The organism is Streptococcus downii (assembly GCF_004353325.1).
Lineage (GTDB): Bacteria > Bacillota > Bacilli > Lactobacillales > Streptococcaceae > Streptococcus > Streptococcus downii.
This window is the reverse complement of sequence record NZ_MZNX01000001.1, coordinates 1-13,269: the sequence shown is the minus strand read 5'-3', so window position 1 is coordinate 13,269 and position 13,269 is coordinate 1. Positions and strand designations below refer to the sequence as shown.

The 13,269-nt window shown below is 41.1% G+C and carries 15 protein-coding genes and 1 other RNA gene; 2 read left to right on the top strand and 14 right to left on the bottom strand.

From position 1 onward, the window contains the following. Positions 1 to 284: 284 nt before the first annotated feature. Genes E2R31_RS00080 through E2R31_RS00065 form a run of 4 tightly spaced genes read right to left on the bottom strand, consistent with a single transcriptional unit; the run spans position 285 to position 3,451 of the window. On the bottom strand, positions 285 to 521 hold the full coding sequence (locus tag E2R31_RS00080) for an acyl carrier protein (protein WP_000136433.1): 237 nt from the start codon (positions 519 to 521) through the stop codon (positions 285 to 287). A 4-nt stretch (positions 522 to 525) separates the two neighbouring features. Continuing rightward, positions 526 to 1,518, bottom strand: a complete 993-nt coding sequence (plsX, locus tag E2R31_RS00075) for a phosphate acyltransferase PlsX (protein ID WP_132972224.1) — start codon at positions 1,516 to 1,518, stop codon at positions 526 to 528. Then, complete coding sequence (recO, locus tag E2R31_RS00070; protein ID WP_132972222.1) at positions 1,515 to 2,285, bottom strand: DNA repair protein RecO; 771 nt, start codon at positions 2,283 to 2,285, stop codon at positions 1,515 to 1,517. The genes plsX and recO overlap by 4 nt, the downstream gene beginning before the upstream one ends. Then, complete coding sequence (locus tag E2R31_RS00065; RefSeq protein ID WP_132972220.1) at positions 2,282 to 3,451, bottom strand: pyridoxal phosphate-dependent aminotransferase; 1,170 nt, start codon at positions 3,449 to 3,451, stop codon at positions 2,282 to 2,284. Before E2R31_RS00065 ends, recO begins: the two co-directional genes overlap by 4 nt. Before the next feature lie 150 nt (positions 3,452 to 3,601). Between E2R31_RS00065 and E2R31_RS00060 the strand changes: the two genes are divergently transcribed. Next, on the top strand, positions 3,602 to 4,612 hold the full coding sequence (locus E2R31_RS00060) for a YeiH family protein (RefSeq protein WP_132972218.1): 1,011 nt from the start codon (positions 3,602 to 3,604) through the stop codon (positions 4,610 to 4,612). A gap of 26 nt (positions 4,613 to 4,638) precedes the next feature. Here the strand turns inward: E2R31_RS00060 and E2R31_RS00055 are convergent, their stop codons facing one another. From E2R31_RS00055 to tadA, 8 genes are all read right to left on the bottom strand, one after another. After that, on the bottom strand, positions 4,639 to 5,076 hold the full coding sequence (locus E2R31_RS00055; RefSeq protein WP_132972216.1) for a CoA-binding protein: 438 nt from the start codon (positions 5,074 to 5,076) through the stop codon (positions 4,639 to 4,641). Positions 5,077 to 5,196: 120 nt separating this feature from the next. Further along, positions 5,197 to 6,165 carry a ribose-phosphate diphosphokinase gene (locus E2R31_RS00050; protein ID WP_000010174.1) on the bottom strand — a complete coding sequence of 323 codons (969 nt, stop codon included), beginning with the start codon at positions 6,163 to 6,165 and terminating at the stop codon, positions 5,197 to 5,199. A 213-nt stretch (positions 6,166 to 6,378) separates the two neighbouring features. Then, on the bottom strand, positions 6,379 to 6,873 hold the full coding sequence (locus E2R31_RS00045) for a beta-class carbonic anhydrase (protein WP_002876632.1): 495 nt from the start codon (positions 6,871 to 6,873) through the stop codon (positions 6,379 to 6,381). Positions 6,874 to 6,945: 72 nt separating this feature from the next. Further along, a complete protein-coding gene (radA, locus tag E2R31_RS00040; RefSeq protein ID WP_081021137.1) occupies positions 6,946 to 8,307 on the bottom strand; it encodes a DNA repair protein RadA in 1,362 nt (453 codons plus the stop codon). A gap of 13 nt (positions 8,308 to 8,320) precedes the next feature. Continuing rightward, a complete protein-coding gene (locus E2R31_RS00035; RefSeq protein WP_162284864.1) occupies positions 8,321 to 8,887 on the bottom strand; it encodes a histidine phosphatase family protein in 567 nt (188 codons plus the stop codon). Next, positions 8,838 to 9,281 (bottom strand): dUTP diphosphatase, encoded by a 444-nt coding sequence (locus E2R31_RS00030; protein ID WP_000701981.1) that lies wholly within the window; start codon positions 9,279 to 9,281, stop codon positions 8,838 to 8,840. The genes E2R31_RS00035 and E2R31_RS00030 overlap by 50 nt, the downstream gene beginning before the upstream one ends. A 57-nt stretch (positions 9,282 to 9,338) precedes the next feature. Beyond that, positions 9,339 to 9,435: signal recognition particle sRNA small type (gene ffs / locus E2R31_RS00025), an RNA gene on the bottom strand. Between the two features lie 32 nt (positions 9,436 to 9,467). Continuing rightward, the gene (tadA, locus tag E2R31_RS00020; protein ID WP_084947550.1) at positions 9,468 to 9,935 is read right to left on the bottom strand and encodes a tRNA adenosine(34) deaminase TadA; all 468 of its coding nucleotides are present in this window, start codon (positions 9,933 to 9,935) and stop codon (positions 9,468 to 9,470) included. Between the two features lie 265 nt (positions 9,936 to 10,200). On the opposite strand from tadA, the gene E2R31_RS00015 reads away from it, so the two are divergent. Then, complete coding sequence (locus E2R31_RS00015) at positions 10,201 to 10,746, top strand: hypothetical protein (protein ID WP_084947551.1); 546 nt, start codon at positions 10,201 to 10,203, stop codon at positions 10,744 to 10,746. 481 nt (positions 10,747 to 11,227) lie between these two features. Here E2R31_RS00015 and E2R31_RS00010 read toward each other — a convergent pair whose 3' ends face one another. Together E2R31_RS00010 and comW are read right to left on the bottom strand one after the other, a co-directional pair. Continuing rightward, positions 11,228 to 12,514, bottom strand: a complete 1,287-nt coding sequence (locus tag E2R31_RS00010; protein ID WP_132972212.1) for an adenylosuccinate synthase — start codon at positions 12,512 to 12,514, stop codon at positions 11,228 to 11,230. A gap of 239 nt (positions 12,515 to 12,753) precedes the next feature. After that, complete coding sequence (gene comW / locus E2R31_RS09885; RefSeq protein ID WP_061419175.1) at positions 12,754 to 12,987, bottom strand: sigma(X)-activator ComW; 234 nt, start codon at positions 12,985 to 12,987, stop codon at positions 12,754 to 12,756. Between the last annotated feature and the right edge of the window lie 282 nt (positions 12,988 to 13,269).

Below are 13,269 nucleotides of genomic sequence, written 5' to 3'. Positions count from 1 at the left end.
AATACCATTTGATAAACCATGGCAATAAGATTGGTAAATACATCGCGTAGTCTCCTTTCTTTTCTTCTCACTTATCCATTCGCAAAACAATTCGAAAATGAACAATTCATTCATTTTTATTTTAAAAACCACTTAATGAACCAGGGATAAAAACCGGTCACGTACATAAACGTTCCTCCTTTTTTCTTTCTCATCTCTTTATTCGTAATTTCTACTAAAAGTTTTAACGTTTTTCTTTTTTCCTGCAAATAAAAAAAACAACATGACTTGCATGTTGCTTTTTGCTATATCTTACCTTTAATAGTTCTGACCACATCTGCTACACTTTGCAATTGGTCAATTTCCTCATCGCTGATCTCGATTCCAAATTCATCTTCTAGCGTCAAGACAAACTCCATCAAGTCCACTGAGTCTGCATCGAGATCGTCTTTCAAACTCAAGGTTTCTGTCACGACAAAGTCCTCTCCCTGTCGTTCTTGGATAATGATCACAATACGGTCAAAAATTTCTTTTTCTGTCATCTTTTTATTCTCCTGAAAATTCACGCGCAGTTTGAGCAACTACGTCTGTTTCTAGCATGGTACGAATCTGGCGAATCGTACTGTACACAGCTTTAGCATCACTTGAGCCATGAGTCTTAACAACAGGTGCCTTGACACCAAACAAAACAGCGCCTCCAACATCTGAATAGTTGAGTTGCTTTTTCAAACCTTTAAGGCTATCCTTGAGAAGGAGAGCACCAAGTTTTGCTCGAAGCCCACCACCTGTAATAGTTGTCTTGAGCAAGCCCATGATTCCCATAGCTGTACCTTCGATGGATTTGAGCACAGCGTTTCCCGTGAAACCATCTGTCACGACAACATCCGCAACGCCATTCATCAAATCACGCGCTTCCACGTTTCCGATAAAATTCAAACTTTCATCAGCTACTAGCAAGGCATAGGTTTCCTTACGAAGGGGATCACCCTTGCTGCTTTCTGTTCCGTTGTTGAGCAAACCAACACGTGGTTTCGAAATCCTACGAACATTTTTCGCGTAGAAGGAACCTAGGACAGCATATTGATGCAGGTGTTGAGCTGTATTTTCTGCATTAGCTCCAAGGTCTAGCATATCAAAACCTTTTCCATCAATGGTCGGCAAGGTCGACATGAGTCCAGGACGGTCGATGTTCTTGATACGACCCACAATGAAGAATCCCGCAGCCAACAAGGCACCTGTGTTCCCAGCTGAGAGGACAGCGTCTGCTTCTCCCTCCTTGACTGCCTTGGCTGCTAATACCATGCTGGCATTTTTCTTCTTACGGATAGCTTTTGTCGGCTCATCGTCTGAGTTAATTTTCTCATCCGTATGGATAATGTTGACACGCTCTGTCGCCGTTAGATATTGCTTGATTTTGCTTTCATCTCCATAGAGTTGAACCTCAATATCTGAAAAGTCCGTAAGGGCTTGGTTGACTCCCTCAACGATGGCTTGAGGTGCATAATCGCCCCCCATAGCATCTACTGCGATTTTTTTCATTTGTCTTCCTCTTTTAGTAATTGTCCCCAGTCTGCTAGGGAATCAATAAATTTCTTTGATTTTAGGTGAATCCCGACGTACTCTTCGTAGATCTGATCCATAAACTTGCGCAAGTCTTGCTTGATTTCGGACTTGAGCGAAATGGTCTCCAAGGTCTCAAAATCAATAGCTTGAAATTGATTGAGCAGATAAGGGATATTGGGATTCAGATAGCAACGTCTCTCGTCCTCATGATAATGGTCTGGGCAGAGGCAGGCTCCATATTTGAAAGAAAAGTCAAAAGCCTGACCAACTCGATGACAAAAGACACACTCATTAAAATTGAGCCCAATTCCAAATCGGGTCAAGATTTGAATTTCAAAAATATTGGTCAAAACTTGATAATCCAAGCCCTCTTCCATCAATTCCAAAGTCTTTTGCAAAAAAGCAAACAAGGGAGCATCCTGCTGATTATCCTGCAAACTAGCATCTGCAAGAGCTGCTACGTAGGTCGCATAGGCCATGACAAAGAGGTCACTATTAATCTTGGGAAAGGTCATCACCTCATGGTAGTCCTCGATGTAACTGAGCCCATCATCATTGATTCGCAAGAGAAATCGTGCCAACACCAAGGGTTGAATAACAGGCGCCAGTTTGGACTGGCCAGCGTGTTTGACGAAAAACATGCGCTTGCCCGCCTGCTCGGTAAAAATTTTGACTAGCTTGTCATCCTCACGAAAGTTACGATTGTAGAGTACGAGACCTTGACTCGTGATAGACTGAATCATGCTTCTCTCATATACTCCTCAAGTCGTTTCATGGCCTCTGTGATCGTTTCCATGCTGGCTGCATAAGACAAACGCACATAGCCTTCTCCGTAACGCCCAAAGGCTGCACCAGGGATAAAGGCAACGGCCTTCTTATAGGCAAAATCCTTCAGAAAAGCAAAGGAGTCTTGATTGTAACCCGCTGGAATCTTAGCAAAGATATAGAAGGCACCGTCTGGTTTGATAATCTCAAAATCAAGGGCAGTCATCTTCTCGATGATATAATCTCGACGCTGGATGTATTCCTTCTTCATAGGCTCGGCGTCGTTTTTACCAGCGGTCAAAGCCTCCACCGCAGCATGTTGAGCCATGGTATTTGCGGCAGTTACCAAGTACTGGTGACTCTTAATCAACTGCGCTGTGAAAGTTGCAGGAGCGAAAATCAGACCCAAGCGCCAACCTGTCATAGCATGCGATTTAGACAAGCCATTGATAATAATAGCCTGGTCTCTCAGCATAGTTCCTAGAGACACATGAGCTTCCCCTGTATAGGTCAATTCTGAGTAAACCTCATCACAGACAACGAAAATCTCATACTTGCGTAAAACTTCTGCCAAGGCTTCCAACTGCTCCCTACTATAGGTAATTCCTGTCGGATTAGCCGGATAGTTGAGAATAACCGCTTTGAGCTTGTCCCCCTGCTCCAAAATTGCCTTTTCCAGCATTTCAGGAGTCAAGACAAAACCATTTTCAGTTGTATCAATCTCGACAATCTCTGCCCCAACTAGATTGACAATCGGCTCATATCCTGGATAAGCAGGAGCTGGCAAAAGAACCCTGTCTCCTTCTTCTAAGATAGCTGTCAAAGTAGCAGATAAGGCCTCTGTCGCTCCGATAGTAACCAAGATTTCATTTTCAGGATTGTAGTCCAACTGGTATTTTTCTTTTACAAAATCACTAGCTGCCTGACGCAAGGTCAGTAAACCGCTCATCCCTGTATAGTAGGACTGGTTCTGGTCAATCGCTCGCTTGGCTGCCTCCTTGACATGATCTGGCGTTGTAAAGTCAGGCTCTCCCAAGGTCAAACGCAGAACTCCAGGGATCTCTGAAATGGCCTGATCAAACTGACGAATCAAGGACACTTGAATCTTATCTAATTGTTTATTAAAGCGCTTGGTTAAGTCCATAGATACCCCCTTGCTTACAGAACATAGTACTATTATACTACAAAAGCTCCCTGACCGCAAAATCCATCTGAAAGCTGCATTTTTCACTTTCTATTTTACTTTTTTTCTCGACAGGACTATAATAATAAGTGCTTATTTTCGGAGGTTTATATGTCATTTTTATCAAAAAATGGAGCAGGAATCTTGGCCTGCCTTCTCATTTCTATCGTATCTTGGTTCCTGGGAGGATTTTTCCCCGTCGTGGGTGCACCTGTCTTTGCAATTTTTGCTGGGATGCTCCTCCATCCCTGGCTCTCGTCTTATAAACAACTGGATGCTGGATTGACCTTTAGTTCTAAAAAATTGCTCCAATATGCCGTTGTCTTGCTTGGTTTTGGTCTCAATATCTCGCAAGTCTTCGCAGTCGGACAATCTTCACTCCCTGTCATCCTGTCCACCATCTCAATAGCTCTGATTATTGCCTATTTCTTCCAGCGCTTCTTTGCACTGGATACAAAACTGGCTACCTTGGTTGGAGTAGGTTCTTCTATCTGTGGTGGCTCTGCCATTGCAGCGACAGCGCCCGTTATTGATGCTAAGGAAAAGGAAGTAGCCCAAGCCATTTCCGTTATCTTTTTCTTCAATGTCTTGGCTGCGCTCATCTTTCCAACCCTCGGCACCTGGCTTCATCTATCCAATGAAGGCTTCGCCCTCTTTGCAGGGACTGCGGTCAACGACACTTCCTCTGTAACGGCTGCCGCCAGCGCTTGGGACAGTCTTTACCAAAGCAATACCCTCGAGTCTGCAACCATTGTTAAACTCACACGTACTTTGGCCATTATCCCTATCACGCTCTTTCTATCCTACTGGCAAAGTCGCCAACAAGAAAACAAGCAAAGCCTACAACTGAAAAAAGTCTTCCCACTTTTTATCCTTTACTTTATCCTTGCCTCTCTCCTCACTACACTACTCACCTCTCTAGGTGTGTCCAGTAGTTTCTTTACCCCTCTCAAACAACTCTCTAAATTCCTTATTGTCATGGCCATGAGTGCTATCGGTCTCAAAACCAATCTGGTCGCTATGGTCAAATCCAGTGGAAAATCCATTCTTCTTGGAGCCATCTGCTGGATTGCCATCATCCTCACCAGTCTTGGTATGCAGACCCTTATCGGCATTTTCTAACACAAAAGGTAGCCCATGGCTACCTTTTATTGTTCAAGAATTAAGCGTGTATGTTCTCTCTTGATACAGCGATTCATCACGATGTCGTCGCATCCTCCAGCACGCAAGATTTCTTCCGCTTCTAGACTTTCTAGTCCCAGTTGTGCCCAAAAAATCTTGGCATCAGCCTTGAGAAAATCACGTGCCACATCTGGTAAAAACTCGCTACGTCGGTAAACATTGACAATGTCCACAGGAAAAGGAATCTCATCTAGACTGGCATAAGCCTTTTCTCCCAAGATTTCACCACCTGCAGCCTTGGGATTAACTGGAATGATTTTATAGCCCCGAGCCTGCATTTCCTTAGTCACTCGATTGCTAGTTGTTTCTTCACGGTCGGACAAGCCCACTACCGCTAATGTTTTACTGGTTGCAAGATATTGACGGACCACACCATCACTTGGATTGATAAATTCTTGGCTCATAGAAATCCTCCTTTTTTCTCAGTATAGCATATTTTGAAAAGGCTTGCAGATTTTGACTACAAAAAATCTCCTAGCAAGAAAAGAAACCTGCTAGGAGTTCTGTCTACTTCAAGTGAAAGATTAAATCTTTTTCTCAATACAAAATAGGGGAGAAAGAGGACGTTTTTCGTGGATACGGATAATAGCATCGCCCAGAAGATGAGCAATCGAAATTTGTTCAATCTTATCAATCAAACGCTCTTCTGGTAGGTAGATAGTATCCAAAACAACCAATTTTTTAATAGCTGATTTTTGGATATTATCCATAGCAGGACCAGAAAGTACTGGGTGCGTACAGCTTGCGTAAACTTCAACAGCACCTGCTTCAGCAAGAGCATCCGCTGCATGACAAATGGTTCCAGCTGTATCGATCATATCGTCAATCAAGATACAAGTCTTACCTTCTACCTTACCAATGATGTTCATCACTTCACTGGTATTCATCTTGTCTACACTACGGCGTTTGTCAATAATCGCAATCGGGGTTTTCAAAAACTCTGCCAATTTACGAGCACGAGTCACTCCACCATGGTCTGGGCTGACAACCACGTAGTCAGAACCAACCATGCCACGACGTTCAAAATAGTCCGCAATCAATGGAGCACCCATCAAGTGATCTACAGGAATATCAAAGAATCCCTGAATCTGTGCAGCGTGCAAATCAATCGTCAACAAACGATCTACGCCAGCAACTTCTAGCATGTTTGCAACGAGTTTTGCAGTGATTGGCTCACGCGCGCGCGCTTTTCTATCCTGACGTGCATAGCCATAGTAGGGCATAACAACATTGACAGATTCTGCACTAGCCCGCTTCAAGGCATCTACCATGATCAAAATTTCGAGCAGATTGTCATTTACAGGTGAACTAGTTGATTGTAGGATAAAGACGTGTTTTCCACGGATTGATTCTTCAATGTTGACCTGAATCTCCCCATCTGAAAATTGGCGAACAGTCGATTTCCCCAACTCTATCCCAATTTCTTGCGCCACACGTTCTGCCAATTCTCTATTAGAAGAAAGGGCAAACAGCTTTAAATCAGAAAAAGACATGATTTCCTCCGGTATTTATGTATCACTTGTTTTTACACAACATTTTCCATCTACCATTGTAGCGCTTTTTCCTTTATTTTTCAATCAAAAATAAAACAAGAGCAAACATTTATACCCTTGTTTTTTACTTTTTTATATTAGCTATATTAAAATTAAAAATCCTACATTTTAGCAATCGATTTTATGCTAGGATAAGATTTTTTCGAGACAAAGTTAGTATACTTCTCTCATACTTCCTGTATCCACATCATAGACAGCACCTGAAATAACCACATCATCAGGAATCAGTGGAGATTCTCGAAGCAACTGCATGTCCTCTCTCACACTCTCTTCAACATCCTGGAATGGTAAAAAATCTTGATCAGACACATCAACTCCGAGCTCGTGTTTCAAATGTTCATGAAAACTTTCATTTTGAAAAGTTTGAGCTCCACAGTCTGTATGGTGAAGCACCACAATTTCTCTTGTCCCCATTTGTTGCTGGGAAATCACCAGTGAACGAATCATGTCCTCAGTTACTCGACCACCCGCATTCCGCAAGATATGGGCATCCCCAAGTGCCAGACCCAGAGCTTGTGCAACGTGCAGACGTGAGTCCATGCAGGTCACGATAGCTACTCTGGTTTTGGGTTTAAGTGGCAAATTTAACTGCCCATGTAGGGCAACATAAGCCTGATTGGCTTGCATAAACTGTTCAAAATACGACACGATTTCCCCCTTAAAAATTTGATCATCAAACATTTCTCCTATCTTATCATTTTTAAGAGAATTTGTCACAGATTAAGCAAAGACCTTTTTCAAAACTTCCTGAATAGTTGTCACACCAATGACCTCAATTTCCTTGGGTGGAGTGATTCCTGTCAAGGAATTCTTGGGTACATAGATTTTTGTAAATCCAAGCTTAGCCGCTTCATTGATGCGTTGCTCGATACGATTCACGCGACGGATCTCTCCCGTCAAACCAAGTTCTCCCACAAAACATTCCTGAGGATTGGTAGGCTTGTCTTTGTAGCTCGAAGCAATGGCAACCGCAACAGCCAAGTCAATGGCAGGCTCATCTAATTTGACACCACCAGCAGATTTGAGATAGGCATCCTGATTTTGCAAGAGAAGCCCTGCTCGTTTTTCCAAAACAGCCATAATCAGACTCGCACGATTGAAATCAAGACCTGTTGTTGTGCGTTTAGCATTTCCAAACATGGTTGGTGTCACCAAAGCCTGAACCTCCGCCAAAATCGGACGGGTCCCTTCCATGGTCACAACGATTGACGAGCCAGTCGCCCCGTCCAAACGCTCTTCTAGGAAAACTTGACTCGGATTGAGCACCTCAACCAATCCACCTGACTGCATCTCAAAGATGCCAATCTCATTAGTGGAACCAAAACGGTTTTTGACTGCTCTCAGGATACGGAAGGTATGGTGGCGCTCCCCTTCAAAGTAAAGTACCGTATCTACCATGTGCTCCAACATACGCGGACCAGCCAAGGTTCCTTCCTTGGTCACATGCCCTACGATAAAGATGGCAATGTTATTGGTCTTAGCCAGCTGCATAAGCTCAGCGGTCACCTCACGCACCTGAGACACAGACCCCTGCACCCCTGAAATCTCAGGAGACATAATGGTCTGGATAGAGTCAATGATGAGAAAATCTGGTTGGATGCGCTCCACCTCAGCTCGAACACTCTGCATATTGGTTTCTGCATAGAGATAAAACTCGCTATCGATATCTCCCAAGCGCTCTGCTCGTAGCTTGATTTGCTGGGCAGACTCCTCCCCACTGACATAGAGAACAGTCCCCACTTGAGACAGCTGGGTTGAAACTTGTAGGAGAAGGGTTGATTTCCCAATCCCAGGATCCCCACCGATGAGAACGAGACTTCCGGGTACCACTCCGCCTCCAAGTACACGGTTGAATTCCTCCATCTCCGTCTTTGTTCGATTGACATTGATGGAAGTCACCTCAGCCAGTTTCATGGGCTTGGTTTTCTCCCCTGTCAAGGATACACGTGCATTCTTGACCTCGGCAACCTCAACCTCTTCTACAAAAGAAGACCAAGACCCACAGTTGGGACAACGTCCCAGATATTTAGGGGAATTATACCCACAATTTTGACATACAAATGTCGCTTTTTTCTTTGCGATAATAAACCTCTTTCTAAATCTCTATCTCACACTCAATCACTTGGCAAAAATCAATCTTCTCATTTGGCACAAATTGACGTATGAGCATGTTGTGAGTTACCACTATCACGGTCTGGTAATCTCGATACTTAGCCATAGATTCTAGAAATCGAGACTTCATCTCCGTAGCTGTCTCATATTGAATAGGGCTATTAGGAAGTAACTCCCCCTTGTTTTCTAAAAACAGACATCTAGCTTTTTCGAAGTTTTCTATGCCTACTTCATAGACCTGCCATTCGTGTAACATAGGCTCCACTCTCAAAGGAAGTCCAGTAGCACAAGAAACATAAGAAGCCGTTTCTAAAGCTCTCGTTACTGCTGAAGTCACTAGTAGATTAGCCGATTGTAGCAAAGGATTTTGCCAAAGTTCCTGAGCTTGTTGTCGTCCCTTCTCAGATAAGGGTGCCAAGTCCATTCCAAAACCTGTATAAAAACGCTCTTCTAGTTCATGATAATCTGGCTCCCCGTGACGCACAAAGATGATTTTCATCCTAGTGTCCAGTCGATCCAAATCCACCAGTTCGCACGCCGTCTGCCTCATCTCCATCTGCGATTAAAAATGGTGCAAAGACAGCCTGAACCACACGTTCCCCAACTTCAAGAACCACTTCCTGATCAGTAATGTTTTTCATCTGCGCAAAGATATGTCCCTCATTTCCAGGATTTCCATAATAATCCCCATCAATAACGCCAACAGAGTTGATCAAGACCAGACCCTTCTTACGAGGATTTGAAGAACGGTCATAGAGATAGAGCACTTCTGTCGGCTGCATGTAAGCCTTGACACCAGTCGGAACGAGAACAATCTCTCCTGGAGCAATCACAGTGCGTTCTGCAACCTTTAAATCATAACCAGCTGCATGAGCTGTCTCACGCTTCGGTAGCAAATTTTCATCTGTAAAACTCGAAACCAATTCAAAACCACGAATTTTCATATTTTTCTCTTTTCTATAATCATTTATTCTAGGCTATTTTATCTTATTTATTCGAAAAAAGCACGAAAAAAGAGCACACAATTCACACTCGCTTAGGGCTGCTGGATTCCTCCCCTGACCCGCTTCACGCAGAACTGTTGCTCCATTATCTATTATACCACATTCTCCTCTGTTTTTAAAGAGAAATTATTTTTTCCGTCGATTTCGGAAAAAATCCTGCATAATCGCTGCACACTCACTCTCCAAAACTCCCGTTTCGACCTCTACACGATGATTAAGACGCTCATCTGTCAAGATGTCATACAGACTCCCAGCTGCACCAAATTTCTGGTTTTTAGCCCCGTAAACTACATTTGGAATACGGGCAAGTCCAATCGCCCCACTACACATAACACAAGGCTCAATGGTCACAAACAACGTACAATCAAGCAGACGCCAACTCTCTTCACTTGCATTCGCATTTTCTATGGCCATGATTTCTGCATGCATAACCGCCCGTTGCAACTCCTCGCGCGCATTATGCCCACGACCAATGATCTCTCCATCCTTGACAATCACACAACCAATTGGAATTTCATCGTGTTCCAGAGCAATTTCTGCCTCTCTCAAAGCCTCTCTCATAAAGGATTCTTTTTCTTCAACTGTATAATCCATAGTTTCTCTCTTTTCCTGCTTATCAATTCTATCATTATAGCATGTTTTCCTAGACAAAAAAAGAGCTCTATAATATTTACACTGACTAACTTTAGATAGTATCAAATCGCTGGATTGTAGAAATAATGTTTTAAAAAGAGTATAATATTAACAAAATTGATAGAAAATCAGAAATCATGAACTTAAAATAATGGGGATAACTGACATAGAAAGTTCAAGAGATGAATATACTGATATTTATACAATAAACAATATGAAAGGGTAAATGATGAAATTAGAGTTATTACTGGATAAACCAAAATTTACCTTAATGTTTCCATATAAAAATCAATTTAATAGAGCAGGGGGACCATTCATGATATCTTTATCTGTTATGATTCTCTGGATTCTAAAGCATCTGATAGCTTATAATACCGATTTTACAGACAAGATTATTATAGCAATCGTACTGATTTATGCTCCACTTCTTCTATGGTTTATGGGGTATTATCTCTTCATAAATGGAGTAAAATTAGAAGTTCATAAAAACAATACTGTTCAGTATTATACCTATAGTAGCAAAGGCCTCAGCGTATTACATTATCAATTTAAACTTCAAGATATCAAACAAATAACCATTAAAAAGCGTCCCTTTAATTGTGCAAAGTTAACCATGAAAATTAGAAATCCTATTTTTTTAGAAGGATATGAGAAAAATCTAAATAAGCTAATAAGTGTCAGTATCATCACAGATAAACTGAAAGCAGATGTTTTTATGCACGAAATGAACCAAATTCAAAATGACAAATCAGGAAACCAAGTTATCAAATAAGCTAATTTACAAAAAATTTAATTTTATCTAACTTATAAATTCTAAAGAAAATAGTTCACTGAAGAGGCTGGGATCAAAAATCCCAACCTCATTTTTGCTTAGTTATGAGCCTTTGATGTGTTAGCAAATTTAACGATTTGTTGGTATTTTAGAATTCAAAAAGCTACTTTTACCAAAACTTCTTTTCTCCATTCACAACATTAACCAATTTACTCAAATGTTGAAATCTTACAGATATAGGTTTACCAAATCGAGACTTAGTCTAGAGATTTCTATCCCACTGTTTTTTTCTTTATCTTAAAAAGTCATGTAGAAGCCTATATAGGACTTATGAACTAAAAAAGCCACCGAATGCGGTGACTTAATAGGGAGATTATTATGAAAAAGAAAAGTTTAGGATATTTGTTACAACAAGTTAGGAGGTCTTCTTGTAACTGTCTATAGTATACCCAACCTGTCTTAAACTAATCTTAAAAATCTCCTATGACCAAACACTTTCTAAAATATTAGTTTGTTCACGACCGGGACCTACTGAGAAAGTTGAGATACGAACACCAACCAACTCACTTACACGACGAACATAGTTACGTGCATTCTCAGGAAGGTCTTCCAAATTACGGACTCCAGTGATGTCTTCTGACCAACCTGGCAATTCCTCGTAGATTGGCTTACAACGTTTCAACTGCTCAAGACTAGCAGGATAGTAATCAATACGTTGACCATCAAGATCATAGGCGACACAGATTTTTACAGTATCCAAACCGCTCAAAACATCGATAGAATTCAATGAAAGATTGGTAATCCCAGATACACGGCGGCTGTGACGCATCACAACTGAGTCAAACCAACCCACACGACGTGGACGACCAGTTGTTGTACCATATTCATGACCTACTTCACGGATGCGATCTCCCACTTCATCAAACAATTCAGTTGGGAAAGGTCCGTCTCCTACACGACTTGTGTAGGCTTTACATACACCTACAACCTTGTCAATCTTACTTGGACCAACACCAGACCCAATTGTCACACCACCAGCGACAGGATTTGAAGAAGTAACAAATGGATAAGTCCCTTGGTCAATGTCCAACATGACACCTTGCGCACCTTCAAACAGCACACGTTTGCCATTATCAAGTGCATTGTTCAAGATAACGGATGTATCTGTCACGTATTGCTTGATTTGTTGGCCATACTCATAGTACTCTTCAAAAATATCATCAATTGAAATAGGGGTACTGTCATACAATTTTTCAAACAAACGATTCTTTTCCGAAAGATTGCGTTCCAAGCGTTCACGGAAAATATCCTTATCCAAAAGATCCGCAATTCGAATCCCTACACGAGCAGCTTTATCCATGTAGGCTGGGCCAATACCCTTGATAGTAGTCCCGATTTTATTGTCACCCTTAGCTTCTTCTTGCAAACGGTCTAATTCAATATGATATGGCAAAATGACATGTGCACGATCAGAAATACGCAAGTTATCAGTTGTCACACCTTCCTCATGAAGATAGCTCAACTCTTTCACAAGAGATTTCGGGTTCACAACCATCCCATTCCCAATAACTGAAATTTTTTCAGGGAAGAAAATACCTGATGGAATCAAGTGCAATTTAAATTTCTTGCCATCAATCACAATTGTGTGACCAGCATTATCACCACCTTGGTAACGAGCAATCACCTCTGCATTAGCTGAAAGAAAATCTGTAATTTTCCCTTTACCTTCATCGCCCCATTGGGTACCTACAACAACAACTGAAGTCATAATCTTGTCTGAGCTACTAGGAGCTCTTCCTTTCTCATATACATGGCAGGAGTCTCACCTGCAATTATATCTTACAATTTATTATAAGAAAAAAAGACCATTTTATCAAGAAGAAACACTGGAAAAGATTTGGAATTTCTGTAAATAACAAAATTCAAAACCTTAAAAATTAAACAAAATCCTACAAAATATAAAATCAATACAGATTATTGTTCGTGATAAATGATATATGAACGTCACTAGTTTAGAGTAGTACCTTCTAGCAAGAATTTATCTAGATACAAGCGATAGGCCGTCTGAAAATGATATAAACAAAACTCTTTATCGCTTTTAATTCTAAATCTTATCAAATAATAAAGTAAAAAACGAAGATGAAGTGATTCCCACTCAGCACAACTCTGACATAAAGAAGCATATTCTTGTTCAACTAGTTTCAAAAAGACAAATGCTCGTTCATAAAATTTTTGAAGCATATAAAAAATCCCTTTCTTATTATTAACACTAGTCTAACAGAAAAACGAACTAAAAAAGCTTCAAATCCTATAAAAGAAGAATTTAAAGCTAAACAAACTAAAAATAAAATATAAAGGTAATTATAGATGCCAAAATTAAGTTTTGAATTTTGAGAAATTTACTTCATTTATAAAATCATAACCACCCGTCTAACGGGTGGTTTGCACCAAGGCTATATCCTGCTTTACTCGTTCTCGAATTTTCATACTCGTGAAGAAATCATCCACTGGATAATTTCTTTA

Excerpts from the sequence above, each read along its gene's own strand:
- E2R31_RS00065 (WP_132972220.1), bottom strand. The coding sequence starts at position 3,451 with ATGGACTTAACCAAGCGCTTTAATAAACAATTAGATAAGATTCAAGTG.
- E2R31_RS00035 (WP_162284864.1), bottom strand. The coding sequence starts at position 8,887 with ATGAGGCAGACGGCGTGCGAACTGGTGGATTTGGATCGACTGGACACT.
- E2R31_RS00055 (WP_132972216.1), bottom strand. The coding sequence starts at position 5,076 with ATGAGCCAAGAATTTATCAATCCAAGTGATGGTGTGGTCCGTCAATAT.
- tadA (WP_084947550.1), bottom strand. The coding sequence starts at position 9,935 with ATGGATTATACAGTTGAAGAAAAAGAATCCTTTATGAGAGAGGCTTTG.
- comW (WP_061419175.1), bottom strand. The coding sequence starts at position 12,987 with ATGCTTCAAAAATTTTATGAACGAGCATTTGTCTTTTTGAAACTAGTT.
- E2R31_RS00050 (WP_000010174.1), bottom strand. The coding sequence starts at position 6,165 with ATGTCTTTTTCTGATTTAAAGCTGTTTGCCCTTTCTTCTAATAGAGAA.
- recO (WP_132972222.1), bottom strand. The coding sequence starts at position 2,285 with ATGATTCAGTCTATCACGAGTCAAGGTCTCGTACTCTACAATCGTAAC.
- E2R31_RS00060 (WP_132972218.1), top strand. The coding sequence starts at position 3,602 with ATGTCATTTTTATCAAAAAATGGAGCAGGAATCTTGGCCTGCCTTCTC.
- plsX (WP_132972224.1), bottom strand. The coding sequence starts at position 1,518 with ATGAAAAAAATCGCAGTAGATGCTATGGGGGGCGATTATGCACCTCAA.
- E2R31_RS00010 (WP_132972212.1), bottom strand. The coding sequence starts at position 12,514 with ATGACTTCAGTTGTTGTTGTAGGTACCCAATGGGGCGATGAAGGTAAA.
- E2R31_RS00015 (WP_084947551.1), top strand. The coding sequence starts at position 10,201 with ATGATGAAATTAGAGTTATTACTGGATAAACCAAAATTTACCTTAATG.
- E2R31_RS00030 (WP_000701981.1), bottom strand. The coding sequence starts at position 9,281 with ATGAAAATTCGTGGTTTTGAATTGGTTTCGAGTTTTACAGATGAAAAT.
- E2R31_RS00080 (WP_000136433.1), bottom strand. The coding sequence starts at position 521 with ATGACAGAAAAAGAAATTTTTGACCGTATTGTGATCATTATCCAAGAA.